13 protein-coding genes are annotated in these 14,828 nt (G+C 61.9%); 4 read left to right on the top strand and 9 right to left on the bottom strand.

Translation table 11 applies throughout. The annotated features are described in order from the left end of the window. Window positions 1–186 precede the first annotated feature (186 nt). The 4 genes from AC06E6_RS08205 to AC06E6_RS08190 all read left to right on the top strand — a co-directional run bounded on the left by AC06E6_RS08205 (window position 187) and on the right by AC06E6_RS08190 (window position 3,272). Entirely contained in the window at window positions 187–648 is a 462-nt protein-coding gene (locus tag AC06E6_RS08205; protein WP_478060910.1) for a LexA family protein, read from the top strand. Between the two features lies 1 nt (window position 649). Further along, window positions 650–1,048, top strand: coding sequence for a hypothetical protein (locus AC06E6_RS08200; RefSeq protein WP_478060908.1), 399 nt, complete (start codon window positions 650–652; stop codon window positions 1,046–1,048). Next, window positions 1,011–1,856 carry a hypothetical protein gene (locus AC06E6_RS08195; protein ID WP_478060907.1) on the top strand — a complete coding sequence of 282 codons (846 nt, stop codon included), beginning with the start codon at window positions 1,011–1,013 and terminating at the stop codon, window positions 1,854–1,856. The genes AC06E6_RS08200 and AC06E6_RS08195 overlap by 38 nt, the downstream gene beginning before the upstream one ends. 153 nt (window positions 1,857–2,009) lie before the next feature. Beyond that, window positions 2,010–3,272, top strand: coding sequence for a Y-family DNA polymerase (locus tag AC06E6_RS08190; RefSeq protein ID WP_478060906.1), 1,263 nt, complete (start codon window positions 2,010–2,012; stop codon window positions 3,270–3,272). A 23-nt stretch (window positions 3,273–3,295) separates the two neighbouring features. On the opposite strand, the gene AC06E6_RS08185 is transcribed toward AC06E6_RS08190, so the two are convergent. The 9 genes from AC06E6_RS08185 to AC06E6_RS08145 all read right to left on the bottom strand — a co-directional run bounded on the left by AC06E6_RS08185 (window position 3,296) and on the right by AC06E6_RS08145 (window position 14,818). After that, a complete protein-coding gene (locus AC06E6_RS08185) occupies window positions 3,296–4,102 on the bottom strand; it encodes a hypothetical protein (protein WP_478060904.1) in 807 nt (268 codons plus the stop codon). Window positions 4,103–4,637: 535 nt separating this feature from the next. Continuing rightward, window positions 4,638–5,444: a hypothetical protein gene (locus AC06E6_RS08180; protein ID WP_478060902.1), complete on the bottom strand. Its 807-nt coding sequence runs from the start codon at window positions 5,442–5,444 to the stop codon at window positions 4,638–4,640. 22 nt (window positions 5,445–5,466) lie between these two features. After that, window positions 5,467–7,851 carry a DEAD/DEAH box helicase family protein gene (locus tag AC06E6_RS08175; protein ID WP_478060900.1) on the bottom strand — a complete coding sequence of 795 codons (2,385 nt, stop codon included), beginning with the start codon at window positions 7,849–7,851 and terminating at the stop codon, window positions 5,467–5,469. Then, entirely contained in the window at window positions 7,841–9,853 is a 2,013-nt protein-coding gene (locus AC06E6_RS08170) for a site-specific DNA-methyltransferase (protein WP_478060898.1), read from the bottom strand. The genes AC06E6_RS08175 and AC06E6_RS08170 overlap by 11 nt, the downstream gene beginning before the upstream one ends. Window positions 9,854–10,172: 319 nt before the next feature. Then, the gene (locus tag AC06E6_RS08165; protein ID WP_478060896.1) at window positions 10,173–12,368 is read right to left on the bottom strand and encodes a fimbria/pilus outer membrane usher protein; all 2,196 of its coding nucleotides are present in this window, start codon (window positions 12,366–12,368) and stop codon (window positions 10,173–10,175) included. 3 nt (window positions 12,369–12,371) lie between these two features. Then, entirely contained in the window at window positions 12,372–13,031 is a 660-nt protein-coding gene (locus AC06E6_RS08160) for a fimbrial biogenesis chaperone (protein WP_478060895.1), read from the bottom strand. A 126-nt stretch (window positions 13,032–13,157) separates the two neighbouring features. Beyond that, window positions 13,158–13,658 (bottom strand): Csu type fimbrial protein, encoded by a 501-nt coding sequence (locus tag AC06E6_RS08155; RefSeq protein ID WP_478060893.1) that lies wholly within the window; start codon window positions 13,656–13,658, stop codon window positions 13,158–13,160. Between the two features lie 120 nt (window positions 13,659–13,778). Then, complete coding sequence (locus tag AC06E6_RS08150; protein WP_478060891.1) at window positions 13,779–14,039, bottom strand: hypothetical protein; 261 nt, start codon at window positions 14,037–14,039, stop codon at window positions 13,779–13,781. Window positions 14,040–14,044: 5 nt separating this feature from the next. Continuing rightward, window positions 14,045–14,818, bottom strand: a complete 774-nt coding sequence (locus tag AC06E6_RS08145) for a hypothetical protein (protein ID WP_478060890.1) — start codon at window positions 14,816–14,818, stop codon at window positions 14,045–14,047. Window positions 14,819–14,828 lie beyond the last annotated feature (10 nt).

The following is a 14,828-nucleotide window of genomic DNA, read 5'->3' as shown; positions in this document are numbered from 1 at the left end:
GTCCAGTCCTGCGCGTGGAACAGACGCCACGCAGTGCCCCATCGGTTTCACGGCCCGCCCACCCTCGCAGTGACAAGGGGTTGGGCCCGTTCAGCGAAATACTAAATGACGAGCGTCTGGAGGCGGAGCTAGCCTGTCCCCCCGGTGCGTCTCACCGGGTGATTCTGACTTGTAGAGACTACCGCCATGCTCGACACCACGCTTCCGCCCGGTTACCTGGGCGCCGCCCACCTCCACGCCCTGCCCTTGCATCTGCCGTTGTTGCCGGTGCGGGTCACGTGCGGCTTTCCCTCGCCTGCTGAAGACTTCTACGGCTCGCAGGACGTGCTGGACCTCAACCAGCGCGTGGTCCGAAACCCGGTGGCCACCTTCTACGTCGAAGCCGACACGGGCACCTCCATGGTCGAGTTCGGGATCTTCCCGGGCGACACCCTGGTGGTCGATCGTTCCCTCACGGCCCGCCCGGGCGACATCGTCATGGTCAACTGGGAGGGCGGCTTCACGGTGAAGCAGCTGCGCCTGCGCGCGGGCCGCTTTGAGCTCCATGCGGGCAACCCTGCCAACGCCCCCATCGTCGTCCCGGAGGACGTGGAGCTGGACGTGTGGGGCGTGGTGACCTGGTCTTTCCGCAAGCAATGGGGGCGCTGACATGGACGATGCAAGCCGCTGGAGCCAGCTCAAACCGATGGAAGGCCCGCGCTGGCCGATCCGGTGTGGCCATGCCTTCACCGCCGATGAGCTGGCACGCCTTCGCGAGGGCCTTTGGCCGCGAGATATGGACGACCGGTGGGCAGTGCATCTGGACGGGAACACGCTGCGCTGCTGGCGCTCATGGACCGGCACGTGCATCTACGAAAGCCAGGTGGCCCTGGCCGAGGACGGCACGGGGGTGGCGGTTGTCGTGGACGTGCTCGACGACGGGGACACCTACCGGCGGGCCGCCACCGACGAAGGCGAGCTGGAACGGTTCGAGGGCGTGCTGTCCCAGGTGCGGCGCCGCGAGAACGACGGTGACGCACTGGCTGGTATTGCGCTTGTGGGAGGCTGAGGTGACTTCGGTGCCCGCCAACCTATTGCTGCTCCGCCAGGGAGAAGAAACGCTCTTCGACCGCACCCTCCGCATGGTGGAGGCCTATCCGGACCTGGCCGATCACTTGGCAATCACCGAGCGGGCCATGGATGTATTGGACATGCTGCGCCAGCACTACCAAGGGAATGATGACGAACGCGCCATCAGCCATCTTGGGATCCGGGTGTTCAACGGTTTCGCAACCGCTTGGAAGCTTATGGCTTCCGGCTACTACCAGGCAGCGACCCTGATCCTGCGCGACATCATCGAGACGACCAATCTGGTCAATGCCTTCCACGTGGACCGAGCCCTTGTGGAGAAGTGGCGGAAGGCCGATCGAAAGATCCTGAAGCGTGACTTTGCTCCCGCTGCCGTGCGGAAGATATTGGACGAAGCGGCGGGGCTCGGGAAGAGTCGGCGGGAAGAGATCTACATCAAATTCTCCACCCTCGCCGGACACCCCACGCTCGATGGCTTCGCCATGCTGCGCCCCAAAGGCATGGAAGCCCACATTGGCCCATTCTCGGACCTCACGGCGCTGCGCGCCGTCGTTGAAGAGATGGGCATGCTCGCCCCACAAGCCGGGTTTGCGTTCTGCATCTACTTGGACACGTCCCTCGACACATGTCGCCAGACGGCCCAATACTTCATGACCGGAGCAATGGACTATTCCGGAAAACATCTGGGAAAGCCCTACTCAATCGAAGAGCGCGCTGAAGTCGACCGATTGTTTGGTGTGCCAACGCCCGGCTCTCACATGCGCCGGGGTGGCGCTTCGCCGCCTTGACCCTCGGGAGTGAGGCAACGCAGGTGAATCCGCTCCACATAGGCGCGCTCCTCCGGAGACATGGTTGGATCTTTCATCTTCGCCGCCGCCCACGCACACGTCCCGATTTCCAGTCCCGCCCAAGATTCTTTCTTATCTCCCACGGCACCCTCCATGTTCGGCCTCGTTGACGGAAACAATTTCTACGCCAGTTGCGAGCGGGTTTTCAATCCCTCCCTGCGCGGCCAGCCGGTGTGCATATTGTCTTCCAACGACGGGTGCGCGATCGCGAGGTCCGACGAGTGCAAACGGCTGGGCGTGAAGATGGGGCAGCCCATCCACGAGGTGCCGCCCCACATCCGGCGGCAGCTGCGAATCTTCTCGGCAAACTTCGGTCTCTACGGGGACCTATCAGGCCGCGTCGTGTCCGTGCTGCGGGAATGGTTTCCGCGCGTGGAGGTCTACTCCATTGACGAATCGTTCGTGACGTTCGACGGCGTGCCGGCGGAGCAACGCGAGGCGATGGCCCGCCAGGCCCGTGCCCAAATCCTCCAGTGGGTGGGCATTCCGTGTTGCGTGGGCATCGGCCCGACGAAGACCTTGGCCAAGCTCGCGAACAAGCTGGCGAAGAAGACTCCGCACGGGGTGGTCACCGCCCTGCCCGGTTCGCCCGAGCTGGAAACCTATCCGGTCGAAGATGTGTGGGGCGTGGGGCGCAAGCTCACGGCCAAGCTGGGCGCCGAAGGCATCCTCACCGCAGCCGACCTGGCCCGCGCCGATCCCGACACCCTGCGTGCCCGCTACGGAGTCACGCTGGCGCGCACCCAACGGGAACTCCAGGGGGTGGTGTGCAGCGACCTGGAGGAAGTGGAGCCGGAGCGCCAGCAGATCGTCGTGAGCCGCTCGTTCGGCCAAGAGGTCACTTCGCTGGAACACCTTCAGCAAGCCGTGTCCACGTTCGCCCAGCGGGCGTGCGAAAAGCTGCGGTCGCGCTCGCTGCAGGCCAGTGGGGTGTGGGTGTGGCTCAACACCAACCCCTTCAAGCCTGGCGCGGCGCAGTATCACCCCAGCAAGGCGTTCAACTTCATCGCACCCACCAGCGATACGCGCGAAGTGCTGCTGGTCGCCCAAGGGTTGGCCAAGGCCATTTGGAAGGCCGGCTACCGCTACAAGAAAGCCGGCGTGGGGTTGCTCGACCTTACGCACGGCGACGTCCACCAGGGCGACCTCTTCGCGGGCATCGACCCCCGCTCGCAAGCGCTCATGAAGGTCATGGACCGCGCCAATGCGAAGTTCGGGCGGGGCACGATGCGGCTGGCGTCGTCTGCATGGCAGCCGAAGGGGCCGGCGCTGGCCAAGCCCGTGTGGGCCATGAACCAGAAAAACTTGTCGCCGGCTTACACGACCCGGTGGGATCAGTTGGTGCGGGTCAGATGACCTGTCGGCGCGCGGACTCGGAGCTAAGCCGCCACGGCGGGGAAGCGCTCCGCGTGGTCGGGATACAGATCTACCATGAAGAACTCTCGGCGAAATCCTTCAAAGATTCCCGGGTCGCGGATCATGGCCTCAATCTGAGCTTGTGACCAAACCGCGCCATGCGCGGCAGCGCGGGCTCGCAGACGTTCCGCCTGCTGCTGAACCGCCTCTTGCGTGAGGTGGCGTTCTGCGTAACCCTCCACTATCAATCGATAAATGGTTTGCGCGCTCAGCTGCCAGAATTCCTGCCCAGCAGGGGTTGCGCGGAGGGCGTCCATCGCACGCTCTGACGAGCGTGTGATGAGCAGTGCTTGATAGAACGCAGACAGAGCCGCCTCCAGATCACCTGCAGATATCTGTCGCTTCGGAGCCAGGAATGCCCAGAAGGGCGCGCGGTGCTCGGCGCGAACAAAACCAGCAATCGCGCCGCCATGGCATGCGGCGACCACCACAATGAGGTTCAAGCGAGTGGCCACATTGAGGGCGACGAAAGCAGGCTTCACCTCGTCCCACGTCAACCCGGATCCGTCTGCGAACTCCAGCCCTTCTTCCCGGCCGTGGCACTCGATGTGCAGCAAAGGAACGTAGGCATCCCTGGCCGCTTGATGAGCCAGCTGGGCCAACAGATCCAGGAACGCTCCACTGGAAGGGATGCGAACGCTGGCAATGTGCGGAACGCCGCCTATCGCTTGCGCCCAGTCACGAGCATCAGCGAAAAGGCGAGCAGCGGTGTTGAGCTGACCATCCGGGAGCGAATCCACGATGAGGATCTGGTTGAAAATGGCTGTCATCGATGCCTCCCCAGCCCAGGGCTCCCGCCCTGCACCACTGGACTGCCTCCCCGCCGCCGCGTTCCGTCGTCGGGGCCCAACGCCCGCTCCAACCGCTGAAGCGCGGTCCTGGGCGTAGGCCTGGGCGGGTCAACGGGCGGCAGCTTTGCGATTGCCGCACGTGTCATCTTCGCCGCGGGCTTGGGTTTGGACGGATTGACCTTCTCGGGTGCCTTCTTAGGCGACGACCGCGGAACCGGAGTGGCAGGCGGGTCATCCAATCTGCCGATCCTTGCCGCGACCAACTTCAACTTCGCGGGAGTGTTGGCCTTGCTGAGGAACTGGCGCGCCTTGCGTTCCGCATACGCCCGGGACCACCGCATTCGGGCCATGCCCTCCTGCGTTATCTGCTCCAGGAAGGCGTCCTGAGCAGCGGTCAGGACGATGGGGCCAGCAGGAGCAGCCTTCTTCTTGGCACGCTTCTTCGCAGGCTTGGGTTTCGGCCCTTTCTTCACCGCGTTTCTGGAGGGTGCCTGCCTATGCACAACCCCTGACGTCATTGTTCGGGCCTCGAAGCGAGCCCTTTCGTCGCAGGGGATGTCTGATGGCAAGCGAGGTCCTTGTTCCAAGCTTTCTCGAACTCGTCCGGCACATCCAACGCCGCATCCTCGTCAAAAGTCACGGTCGATGGCAACTCACGCCAGAACAACTCAATGGCCGCAGCGAACTGTTCGACCTGGTCATCGGTCACTTCCAGGTCGGTGTCGTCGATGAAACTCCAACCGTGAGCACTTGCTCGCAGGAATTCAGGGTAGCGCTGGCGGAGTTCATCCAACGACCTCCCCTCTCCGTGCTTGAACACGTTGACGACCAGCCTCATGGCTTCGATGCGTGGGTAACAGGCCAAACCGGATAGGTCCAATCCGATTGCGGCAAGCAGTCGCTCCAGTTTGGCGCTATCCAGCTTCCAGAGCGCACGCCGAGTGTGGTCGCCGATCACTAACCGCGGCCACCTGAATTCCCGGACTAGGAAACGCCGAAAAGTCTTGTCCCAGTGGTGATACATGCCGGCCACGACGCTCAGGCGCGTCCGGTCATGCATGTCGCTCAGCAACTGGTAGAGCTCCACGCCGTGGTCGCGAGCGGCATCTGCAAGGTCCCCTGGATCGTCCCACTCCGGATCAAAGGACTGGCCACTGCGCTCCCAGTGCTCGGTTTCCGCTTGCTCGGCCTCTGCCTCGATGTTGGCAAACTGGGACAGGAGCCTGACTTTGGCCTGCTCAACGTAGAACCGATGTTCGGAAATACGGAGCTCGCGCTCCGAGTCCATCAGTTGAAAGGCGTTCCATTTCCGATTATCCATTGGACTGCTTCTCAAGGGGTGCTCAAGGTTTCAAGCATTCCTTTACTGCCAGATCGAGGTTAGACACGTGGATTGGCGTGGGCGATCCACCTTTCATCTTCCAGATGGTGTAGCCGTCCTTGGTCGCCTTCCCGCCGATGGTCGCTTGCTTGCCCTCGGAAATGAATCGAGTGAGCAGCTTGGTGGTGCCCTCGTCTTGAATGTCGAACAGCTTACGGGCCACAGCATCGGTGAGCAGGTGAGCGCCCTTAGTGTCCAAGCAGAAAACGAACTTGCCTTTCCACACAAGGAAGTCGGGGGAGAACGAGGCACTGTCTCCCTCCGATAGCAGCGGAATACGGAAGCCGCCGTTGCTCGGGTTGCGATGCCAAGTGAGACCCACCTTGTCCAGCGCGGCAGCGAATGGGGCTTCGAACTTGTTGAGGCCGGCGTAGCGCTCGTAGAGCCCGTTGTTGAAAGCGGTTGCCTTCTTAGGCACGCGCATCGTGGAAAACGAAAACTCCCGCTCCGACTCGTAGACCAGGGAGGTCAACTGGTAGTAAGTGTTCACGATCTCCTTGGCGAGGCTTTCAGCGTAGCTGGCCGCGTTGCTGCCCGCCTCCACGCGCACATCGAACTTCGACGCCTTGAGATCGACCACCGCCAGGGCTGCGCGGGACCTCCCGCGAATCGCATTGCTAACGAGCCAGCGCAGGCGCACCCGATTGGCGTGGCCACTGGTGATCCAGTCCTGGTCACCCTCCTTGTCCAGGTTGGCAATATCCACCGTCTCGGTCTTGCGGTGGGCGTCGCCTTGCGTGTCGGCATCCCCCTCCTTGAAGGTAGGGAACTGGGCCACCAGGGCGGCAATGGCATCCACCGCGTCGTCGGCATCCGCGTGGACCTGGTGGAGAACGACGGCCACGTCCTCCTTGGGCTCCAGGTCCTCGGAGCCGCCCTCGCCGCCTCCGTAGGTGTGGACGATCTCAATAGCGGCGCCGGACTCCTGGAGCTTGGCGCGCACTGCTTCGATGGACTCGGTAAACACGTTCTTCTTGTCCACGCGCAAGAAGAAGTGGGCGCTGTTTAGCAGAGGGGTATCGTAGTGCTGGGCGTCGTATTGGCGCAGCACCCGGCCAATGATCTGCTCAACCTTGATCTGCGAGCCCATCGACTTATCGATGTAACCCAGGTAGCAGGCGGGATCATCCCACCCCTCCTGCAGACCTTGGTTGAAGATGATGTGCTGGAAGTTGCCGGCCTGGAACTCGTCGAAGTCGCTCTCGCCCTTGGAGAACAGGTTCACGTCCTCCGGCTTGTTGCCCTCGGCAAACTTCAAATCCGCGTAGATGGCGACACTCGCAGGATCCACCTGCTTCTGCTCGACCAGGTAGCGCCAGATGCGAATGGGCGGAGCGTTACGGTGCTCAAAAGGCTTGGTGTGGTCGTCCTTATCGCCGTCGTCGGTGATGTTGGTTTTGCACACATAGATTGCCTTAGGCACGAACCCTAGAGCTCGGGCATCGATCTCCTGCTCGATGAGCTGCAGGCGGTCGTAGAGGTCGTCCAGGCAACGCTCCATAGGCGCAGTGGTGCCGTCAAACTGGATCGAAGTCTTGATCAACTCGGCATCGATGACCGCACTGCTTTCGACTGCGGTGATGGCAAACGCGTTGGCATCCGGCTTGCCGTCCTTGTCCACTGCCTTGAGCTTTGCAAACCGCTCAAGTCCGTCGCCCTCGTCCGCCGCCTCTTCCACCCACCCTTCCTGGGGCACCAGCACGGTCTTGGCAAAGTTCGCGGGCAACTTGAGAGTGGCACTGGCCAGCAGGTAAGCCTCGGGCTCCAGTTCAGCCAGAATCTTCGTTTGTTGCTCAGAGAGGTTGTGCCCTTCGTCGTAGACGATGATGAGTGGGCGCCTTAGGCCACCAGCATCGCGAGCGATGAGGCGTTCCCACGGCGACTGGTCGCCGAACAGGTCCTGGTCCTTCTTGTAGATGTTCAGCGCGCCGTCGGCCTGTTCCTTGTTGTTGAACAGTCCCGTGGTGGCCATCACGATGAGCGGCGTGCTGCCATCGGCGATCAAGCCTGGCTCCAACTGGCCGGCGCGGATGACGCGGAAGGCTTCCACGATCTCCGCATACTTGCCGCCGCTGGAGAAGTTAGTGTAGGTCTGCTGGACCACCGACTTGGCCTTGCTCATCCAGAAGACGATGGGCTCCACACCCATATGCAACCGCATCAGGGTCACGGCCTCGGCCAGCACAGGGGTCTTGCCAGCGCCGGTGATGGCGGACAGCGCCTGATAGAACGGCCGCGGCAACGAGCCCCTGTAGGTGGGGCGGTAGGCGTGGCCAGCAAAGTAGGCGTATCGGTCGGAGATCTGCTCGGCGGCGCGAACCTGGAAGGGCTTTAACTCAATCTGCATCCGTGCCACCTTCGTTGTTGTATGCGTCCGCTCGCGAGTTGAAGCCAATGTGCTCCAGAACCTTGTCCGGAATCTTGTAGAACTCGATATCGTTGCCCGTGTAGGGAGCCAGGGACGCATAGACGTGGTAGCGGCCCGCCAGTCCAGCAGCCTTCGCTTCCTGGACGATCTCTTTGAATACCGCGCGGGTAAGAGTGGAAGGCTGGTCCGGAGCGGTCCATACCAGGAAAAATCCTTCGTTGCGGGAGTTCACGGCGAACAGGTGCTTGTGCTCGCCAACGGGGAGTCGGCGCAGATAAGACTTGGCCTTGTCGTTGCGATCCCAATAGCTGACCAGCAACAGGTCCATCATTTCCTCGCGGGCCAAGGCATTCACGGCATTGGCGTCCACCTTTTCTCGCTTGAGGGTGAAATAGCGGAAGCCGCCACCCAAGGGCTCGCGATCGCCGGACTTCCACTTGCCAGTGATGACGCGCTTGACTCGGTCGGCGGTGAGCGTCTTGGCGTAGTGGTCGCCCTTCTCGTCGTTGCCCTGCTCAATGAGAATGAAACGTCGGGTAGCTTCGGACTCCTTATTGAGTTCCAGCACGGCGTGGCCGGTAGTTCCCGACCCGGCGAACGGGTCCAACACTAGACCATCGGGCTTGCACCAGATTTGGATTATCTTCTTAATCAAGCGCATTGGCTTGACGGTGCGGAAATTGTGGCCTTTCCCAACGATGGCAGTTAGTTCATTTACTCCAGTCTGGCTATGCCCGGACTCGTTGTGTTCCCACGACTGCGCTCCAAGAGCCAAGGGATCTTCATAATCCTCATCGGCCCAGTAAGTCATCGGCACTTTACCCTTGCGAATGTCATTGAGGTAACGCTTAAGACGCGGACCGCCTTCACCTTTCGACGTGAATATCAGACGTGGCCAACCACCCTTAGCTAATTTTGAGCGTGCAGCCTTTCTAGCCGCTGTTAATACAGCTGACGGACCACTGGGCTCCCCGCTGATAAATTTAGCCCCCTTAAGAACGAGAGCCTTGACCCTAATGACTTTTCCAGACTTCTCGTCTACGAACTCGTTGCCGTCGTCGATCCATTTTTCCTCATAGCTTGAACCCCACTCTTCCAGCCATGACTTCATGCTCTTCTTTTCATTACGCCAATGCGTTCCATCGGGCGGATAGAAAAGTGCACCAGTGAAAGGGCTTTGTATGGCATACACCATCTTTGGATGAGTGTCGGAGCCAGCACCACATGGATTATCTGACGCCCAGGCTCCGTTCGGATCATTGTCATCGTTGGTGTAACGAGCATTCATCTGCTCCGTCCGATCAAGGAGCGCAGTTCTTGCTCGATCAGCATCCTTTGCATAAACCAAAACATATTCTGTAGCAGTGGACACGCCCCCCTTCTTGCCGCCTGTATCACTCTTGGGCGAATACGCTTTTTGCCAATTGATGATGGCAATCCTGTTCTCCTCATGGAACAGCTCATCCATTAGCGTTCCCAATCGGAAAAGCTCGCGGTGATCGATGCAGATAGCGATGACGCCGCCGGGCTTAAGCATTTCGCGCATCATCCATAGGCGCGGCGTCATAAAGCGCAACCACTTGCTATGGCGCGAACCGTCGTCCTTGGCCACCAGCTCGCCCATATCCGGGTCGTTGGGGTCCTTGTCCCACTTGTCGTTGTAGCGGAAATCTTCACCCGTGTTGTAGGGCGGATCGGTCAGCACAAGGTCCACTTGGCCGCGATACTTGTAGAGCGTGACCATCGCCGCAAGGTTTTCGCCGTCCCACAACTCGTTGGCGACTTCTTCTGCAGCGCTGTCAATGGTTGCCCGCTTGTTGAGTTCGCACATGCGGGGCTTGACCTGACGCACGATCTGCCAGGGCGCTGCGCGCCCGGTGTAGTTCAGAACGATGCCGTCCTTCCCCGCCTCGGCCCGTTCCGCGTCGTGCTCTTGCAGCAGCTTGATGAGCGCTGACCTGGGCAGTTCCTCGTATTTCATTCCACTCGCCTTCGTTTCTCGTCGCGGACCAGCCGCAAAAAAATGGCCCAGTTCGGCCATGAGCTCGGCGTTCTCGCAACCCCTGAGACGCGTGGTCGGAAAATAGCTCGTCCCTGTCTCATAGACTGCGCCGCCGCACAGCCGTTGCACCCCACACGGGTCGCAACTTGCCCCCGCCCCATTCTCACCGCAGCCAATACAATCAGCAAGTTAGTGTCTTTTAGAACATCCAGGTGTCCTGCAAGCCGTTGAACTGCAATGGTGCCGATCGAATGACTGCTCACCTCGGAGCCACCGCTGCGCACACACGGCGCGTCATTCACTGACAGGTGAGTCGCGCCACCGTTTGCGCAGACCCAAGGTCTGGTGGCAGCAGGGCCTTGCAGACCCCCGTCACCTCAACCACCTGCCCCGGCACCGGGTGCTTCAGGTAGAGCACCCCGTCGTAGCCGACTTGGGTGGTCTCGGTCGCTGTCTTGGCCACCGTGCCCGCCTCGAGGGCCGGGCCGGTGAGGCGGAAGGTGCGGGCGGTTTCGGTGAGCACGGGGAAAGTTAGGTGCATGCCGGATTGGCGGCCCGCGGTGGCGGTTTGTTCGATCTCGGCCAACTGGGTGCCCAGCGGCAGCGCCCTGTCGTCCACGCGAACCTCGGTGGACACCATCGGGGTCACCTCGCCCACCACCAAGCGGCCCTGGGCGTTGGTTTTCCCCGCCAAGCGGCCGCCCACCCTCACCGGCACCCCAGGTTGGCCCGGCACGTCCACCACCAGGAAGGATTCGGCTGGACCCAGGAACGTGACGCCCTGTCGGTCCAGGTGGACGGCGCCGGCCATCGAACCGGAAGCCCAAGTGCCGCGGGGACCGTGCTCGGCGTTGATCTGGGCCCACCCTGCCGGGGTGGTCCAAGCGGCGCTGGCCCGGGCCGTCCGGCCAGTTGCTCCATCGTCCACCGAAGCGGACAGCCCCACCGGAGTTCCTCTTACCGTGGGCCGGGCGCGCCCATGGACGGCCCAGGCGGAGGCATCGGGGGCCTGCCGAACCCTGACGCTCACGCCCTTGCCTCGGCCGAAATCGTAGCTGTAACCCACCTCCACGCGGGTTTCCTTGCGATCCAGATCCCGCAGGGCCGAGACGGCCAGGGCGTGCCCGTTGCCACGCCAAGTCAGCCCGGCGTCGGCGTAGGCGGTGCGAAAGAGCGGCGTGCGCACGTCGGAGAACCCTGCTCGAAGCGACCACTGGGGCGTGGGCCGCCAGAACACCGAGCCCCGCGTCCGCTGCTCGATCTCCACCGCCCCGGGAGCGCGCAGGCGCCAATAGTCCTGCTGGCGTTCGTGCTCCATGCGCAGGCCAAAGCGGGGGCCGCGGTAGTCGTAAGCCATCGCCTGCCGTTGTCCACCTTGGGTGGAGGTGCCGACTTCCAGATCCAGCGTGCCGTAAGTTCCAAGCACGGTGGTGGCTCCCAACGCCAGGTTGGCTTTCCCGTCCGATGAGGTTTGAGCGGTGGCGCGCAGGGTCCACCGGTCGTTGAAGCCCCAGGCCACCGACCCTGTCGCTCCCAATGTTCCGTAATCGTTCTCCCCATCACGCACCCGGCCGGCGGCGACCTCCCACGTGGTCAGTCCTTTGCGAAGCAGGGTGGGCGCCACGTAGAAGCGCTGATCGCTCACCACCGTTTCGCGCCCGTAACGGTCTCGCACCACCACCTGGGTCTGCTGCGCACCGGTCCCCAAGGCGCTGCCATCGGCCGTGAACGGCCCCTTCCCCACTTGGCCTTGCAACACCCGGGCGCGGTTGGCCAAGACGTCCACCGTGGTCGGATCGAGCGCAACGCCGCCCAGCATTGGGACCGGATACGTGGGCGTCAACGGATCCAAGCCTCGCGGATCCTTGGCCACTCGCACCCCACCCAGGTTGACCGGAGAGGATGAGGGGCCGGCGAACACATCGCCGGCCTGGTAGGTCAGCAGCCGCCGGGGATCGTCTTTCTGCCAGCGCGTCACGCCGCGGACATAGCTGGTGCCCGCCGCGTCGGCGTTGAGCTGCCCGCTGGTGCTGATGACCCCCCAACGCCCCGCCTTGCGGACCTCGTGGCCTAGGGAGAGCGCCTGCTCCTGATCGGACACCAGGCCCGAAACGCTGTAGTTCACCAGCACCCCGGGAGCAGGTGGCGCCATCGGGCCGCGCTCGGTGCGAACATGCCCCACGTGTTGAGCCTTGAGCCGATCGGCTGGCAAATTCAATGCGACCGTGGCGGTGGCCTCGTCCACAACAAAGCCCACGCCGAGCGCTTGGGCGCTCATGGGCCCCGTCTGGTCCATCGGGAGTTGGAGTCCGACCTCGCGCCACGTCGCCGGATCGGCGAACCACTCCCCGCCTTGTTGCCAGAACGTGAGTGGGTCCGCCTTGGCCTTGCCCCCGATGACCGGCACCAGGAACGCAGGCTCCACTCCGTCGGGCACCGCAGCGCCGGCCGACGATGCAGCCCACAACAACAAGGCCAAGGCGTGGCCTCGCATGGGTCACCGATCCACGGGGACGGTGATCGGCTGGCCGTTGATGGTGATCGAAAGGACCTCGGCGCGCTGACCGGGCTGGGTCTCGTAAGTCATCGATGCACCCGGCAGCGTCCAACCCAATGCACCGTCGCGCCAAGGCGTGCCCGCGGCGGGGCCGATGGACGAGACGCGGGCCGCGGTCTCGCCGTGGTTCGTCAGTCGATAGCCGTTCGTAACCGCCTGGACGGTGACCCTGGGCGCGGGCGCGTTCGTAAGCTCGAAAGCCACAGGCAAGTCCTGGTTGACCAGCAACTGAACGCCTTGGGCGTCAGGATCCTTGAGCTGCATCAGGAGCACGCGGTAGTAGCGCCGCTCCCCCACTCCGCCCACCCGCATCAGCCGAGCGGTGCGCTTGGATCGAGGCGGCACCTCCACCAGGGTGGGTGCGCCAACGATTTCTGACGTGGGGGCGAACACGTTTTTCCCCGTGGTCTGATCCCACCCCACGGCTTTCACCTGGTAACGCACCGCGGTGTCGCCGTTGTTGTGCAGCGTCACGGCAACGTGCTTGGCGGAGGTATCGGCCATGAGGGTGGTCGGGCCGACGGAAATGGAACCGGCTGAGGCAGAAAACGACAGCAAGCACGCGGCAGCCATGGCCAGGTGTTGTTGGGGATGCGTCATGGGGTCTCCTCTACAAGGTCTCCTTTCAAGCTAGATCGGAATGAATTTCCGTCAACCCATGCCTACTCATCTTTTCAACACAAAAAAAGCCCCCGGCAACAACCGGGGGCAGGCCAACGGCGGGGATCAGTTGTAAGTGGCAGTGATGGTGACCGTGTCGGTGTAGTTGCCACCCACGGCCTGCTTGAGCGCGAGGAACTTCACCGCGAATTCGTGGGTCTGCACCTCACCGTTGCCGGTGCCCGCGAACGCATCGACTCCATCGCCCCACACTTGTGTGCCCGGAATGTCCTTGAACAAGCCATAGGGGATGAAGGCTCCAGCTCCGTTGGTCACGGCGCGGTAGGTTTCGTAACCCGCCAATGCACCGAAGTTCTGACCCTGCCCCGGGGAGATGGAGTAAGTGGTTCCCTGGTTGCAGGTGATGCTCAGCGAAGAATTAACGGCGGAATTGTTGGAAGTGCCCGACCAATCCAGATCGGTGACCGAATAAACGAACAAATTGCAGCTGTTGTTCAAGGTGCCCTGAATGTTCAGGTCAGCCGTGGTGTCGCCGGCGAAAGCCGGGGCCGCCAGAGCGACCAAGGCGATGGGGAGGATGGAACGGAGGATGGACTTGCGATTCATGGGTATCGGCTCCTTGTTAGGAATGTGAGTAGGGGTGAGTGGCCCGACATGGACCATCCCTCTACCGATACCTGGAATCGGCGAGTTGGCAAGGGGTGCCGAAAGAACGGCGAAAGAATCTCATAGGCGGGCGCGGGGTTTCGGTGGCGCATCGGCCACTGGCACGGTATCAAGTTTCCCGGCTAAGCTCCGCGCACGCTTGCGAGCTTCCCACTTGGCTTGCACCTGGCCGCGCGAATCTTTTTCACCGCTGAATCGAGCAAGAAACCTCAGCGTTTTACGATGCGACTTGAGGACAAGAAGCCTTTGTTGAACATCTGAGAAATCAAAGTCGAACAACAATCGGCGTTCTGGCAGAGAAAAATCTAGATCGAAGCTCATCTTGGTCACCACTGACGTTGCTCAATGCAGACCTCACCCTCCCCGTCGTGAAACAAGTCCCCCTGGACGGGCGGCTGCAGATTCTTGAGCTCGGCCTGGATCAGCAACGCCAGCCCCAACGCATCATCGGCAGAACCGTTGGTGTTCAATGGTTCATCGTCACGTCCCCAGTCGCGCAGGCGCTGCATCGCGAGTATGGCCTGGAGATAGGCGTGGGGTTGGCCGGAGAGCGTGGACACCAGGGGATCAATCTCCTGGGCAATGGTGTCCAGGAACATCCCGGTGGGTTCTGCGAACGCCAGGAACTCACGGATGCCCTGGCGCGTGGCAGAGGAAACGGACGTGGCCAGCGTGGGCGAAACATGCCGGAGCAGTATCAGAGCCCTCCCAGCCCTGCTGGTGGAGGAGAACAACCAATTGTCCTCTGTTAAATCTCCAACTGAGCAGTCGGGAATTCTTCCTGAATCAGAAATCCATGTCGTAAAAGCGAACTCATAGAGAGGCCGCCCATCAGCATCCAGCATGGCATGCAGAGATATTGCCTGGTCAAGAATAAGGCCCTCCACCCCTTCGCTGAAATCATCTGGCTTACTCTTCAACAGAGCGGAAACAAGAGCATCCCCAAGATCCCCGGTATATTCCAGGGATGATTCGACGTATGTTGAAAGGCCGGCGAAATGTTTGGGGTTTTCTGCAGCTAAAGCATGAACCCTCTCTCTCGCCTCCCTTGCTGTAACGGTGCTGGTGAACAATGAATCATTTTGATCGTGGTTGCTCATGAAGGGCTCC

It is taken from the genome of Stenotrophomonas sp. Steno-Z10-HUANG (genome assembly GCF_056393075.1).
This window is presented reverse-complemented; position numbering and strand designations above follow the sequence as displayed.

What these genes read in the sequence shown, in the direction of transcription:
- AC06E6_RS08205 (WP_478060910.1), top strand. Translation starts at nt 187, where the DNA reads ATGCTCGACACCACGCTTCCGCCCGGTTACCTGGGCGCCGCCCACCTC.
- AC06E6_RS08200 (WP_478060908.1), top strand. Translation starts at nt 650, where the DNA reads ATGGACGATGCAAGCCGCTGGAGCCAGCTCAAACCGATGGAAGGCCCG.
- AC06E6_RS08190 (WP_478060906.1), top strand. Translation starts at nt 2,010, where the DNA reads ATGTTCGGCCTCGTTGACGGAAACAATTTCTACGCCAGTTGCGAGCGG.
- AC06E6_RS08185 (WP_478060904.1), bottom strand. Translation starts at nt 4,102, where the DNA reads ATGACAGCCATTTTCAACCAGATCCTCATCGTGGATTCGCTCCCGGAT.
- AC06E6_RS08180 (WP_478060902.1), bottom strand. Translation starts at nt 5,444, where the DNA reads ATGGATAATCGGAAATGGAACGCCTTTCAACTGATGGACTCGGAGCGC.
- AC06E6_RS08175 (WP_478060900.1), bottom strand. Translation starts at nt 7,851, where the DNA reads ATGCAGATTGAGTTAAAGCCCTTCCAGGTTCGCGCCGCCGAGCAGATC.
- AC06E6_RS08170 (WP_478060898.1), bottom strand. Translation starts at nt 9,853, where the DNA reads ATGAAATACGAGGAACTGCCCAGGTCAGCGCTCATCAAGCTGCTGCAA.
- AC06E6_RS08165 (WP_478060896.1), bottom strand. Translation starts at nt 12,368, where the DNA reads ATGCGAGGCCACGCCTTGGCCTTGTTGTTGTGGGCTGCATCGTCGGCC.
- AC06E6_RS08160 (WP_478060895.1), bottom strand. Translation starts at nt 13,031, where the DNA reads ATGACGCATCCCCAACAACACCTGGCCATGGCTGCCGCGTGCTTGCTG.
- AC06E6_RS08155 (WP_478060893.1), bottom strand. Translation starts at nt 13,658, where the DNA reads ATGAATCGCAAGTCCATCCTCCGTTCCATCCTCCCCATCGCCTTGGTC.
- AC06E6_RS08150 (WP_478060891.1), bottom strand. Translation starts at nt 14,039, where the DNA reads ATGAGCTTCGATCTAGATTTTTCTCTGCCAGAACGCCGATTGTTGTTC.
- AC06E6_RS08145 (WP_478060890.1), bottom strand. Translation starts at nt 14,818, where the DNA reads ATGAGCAACCACGATCAAAATGATTCATTGTTCACCAGCACCGTTACA.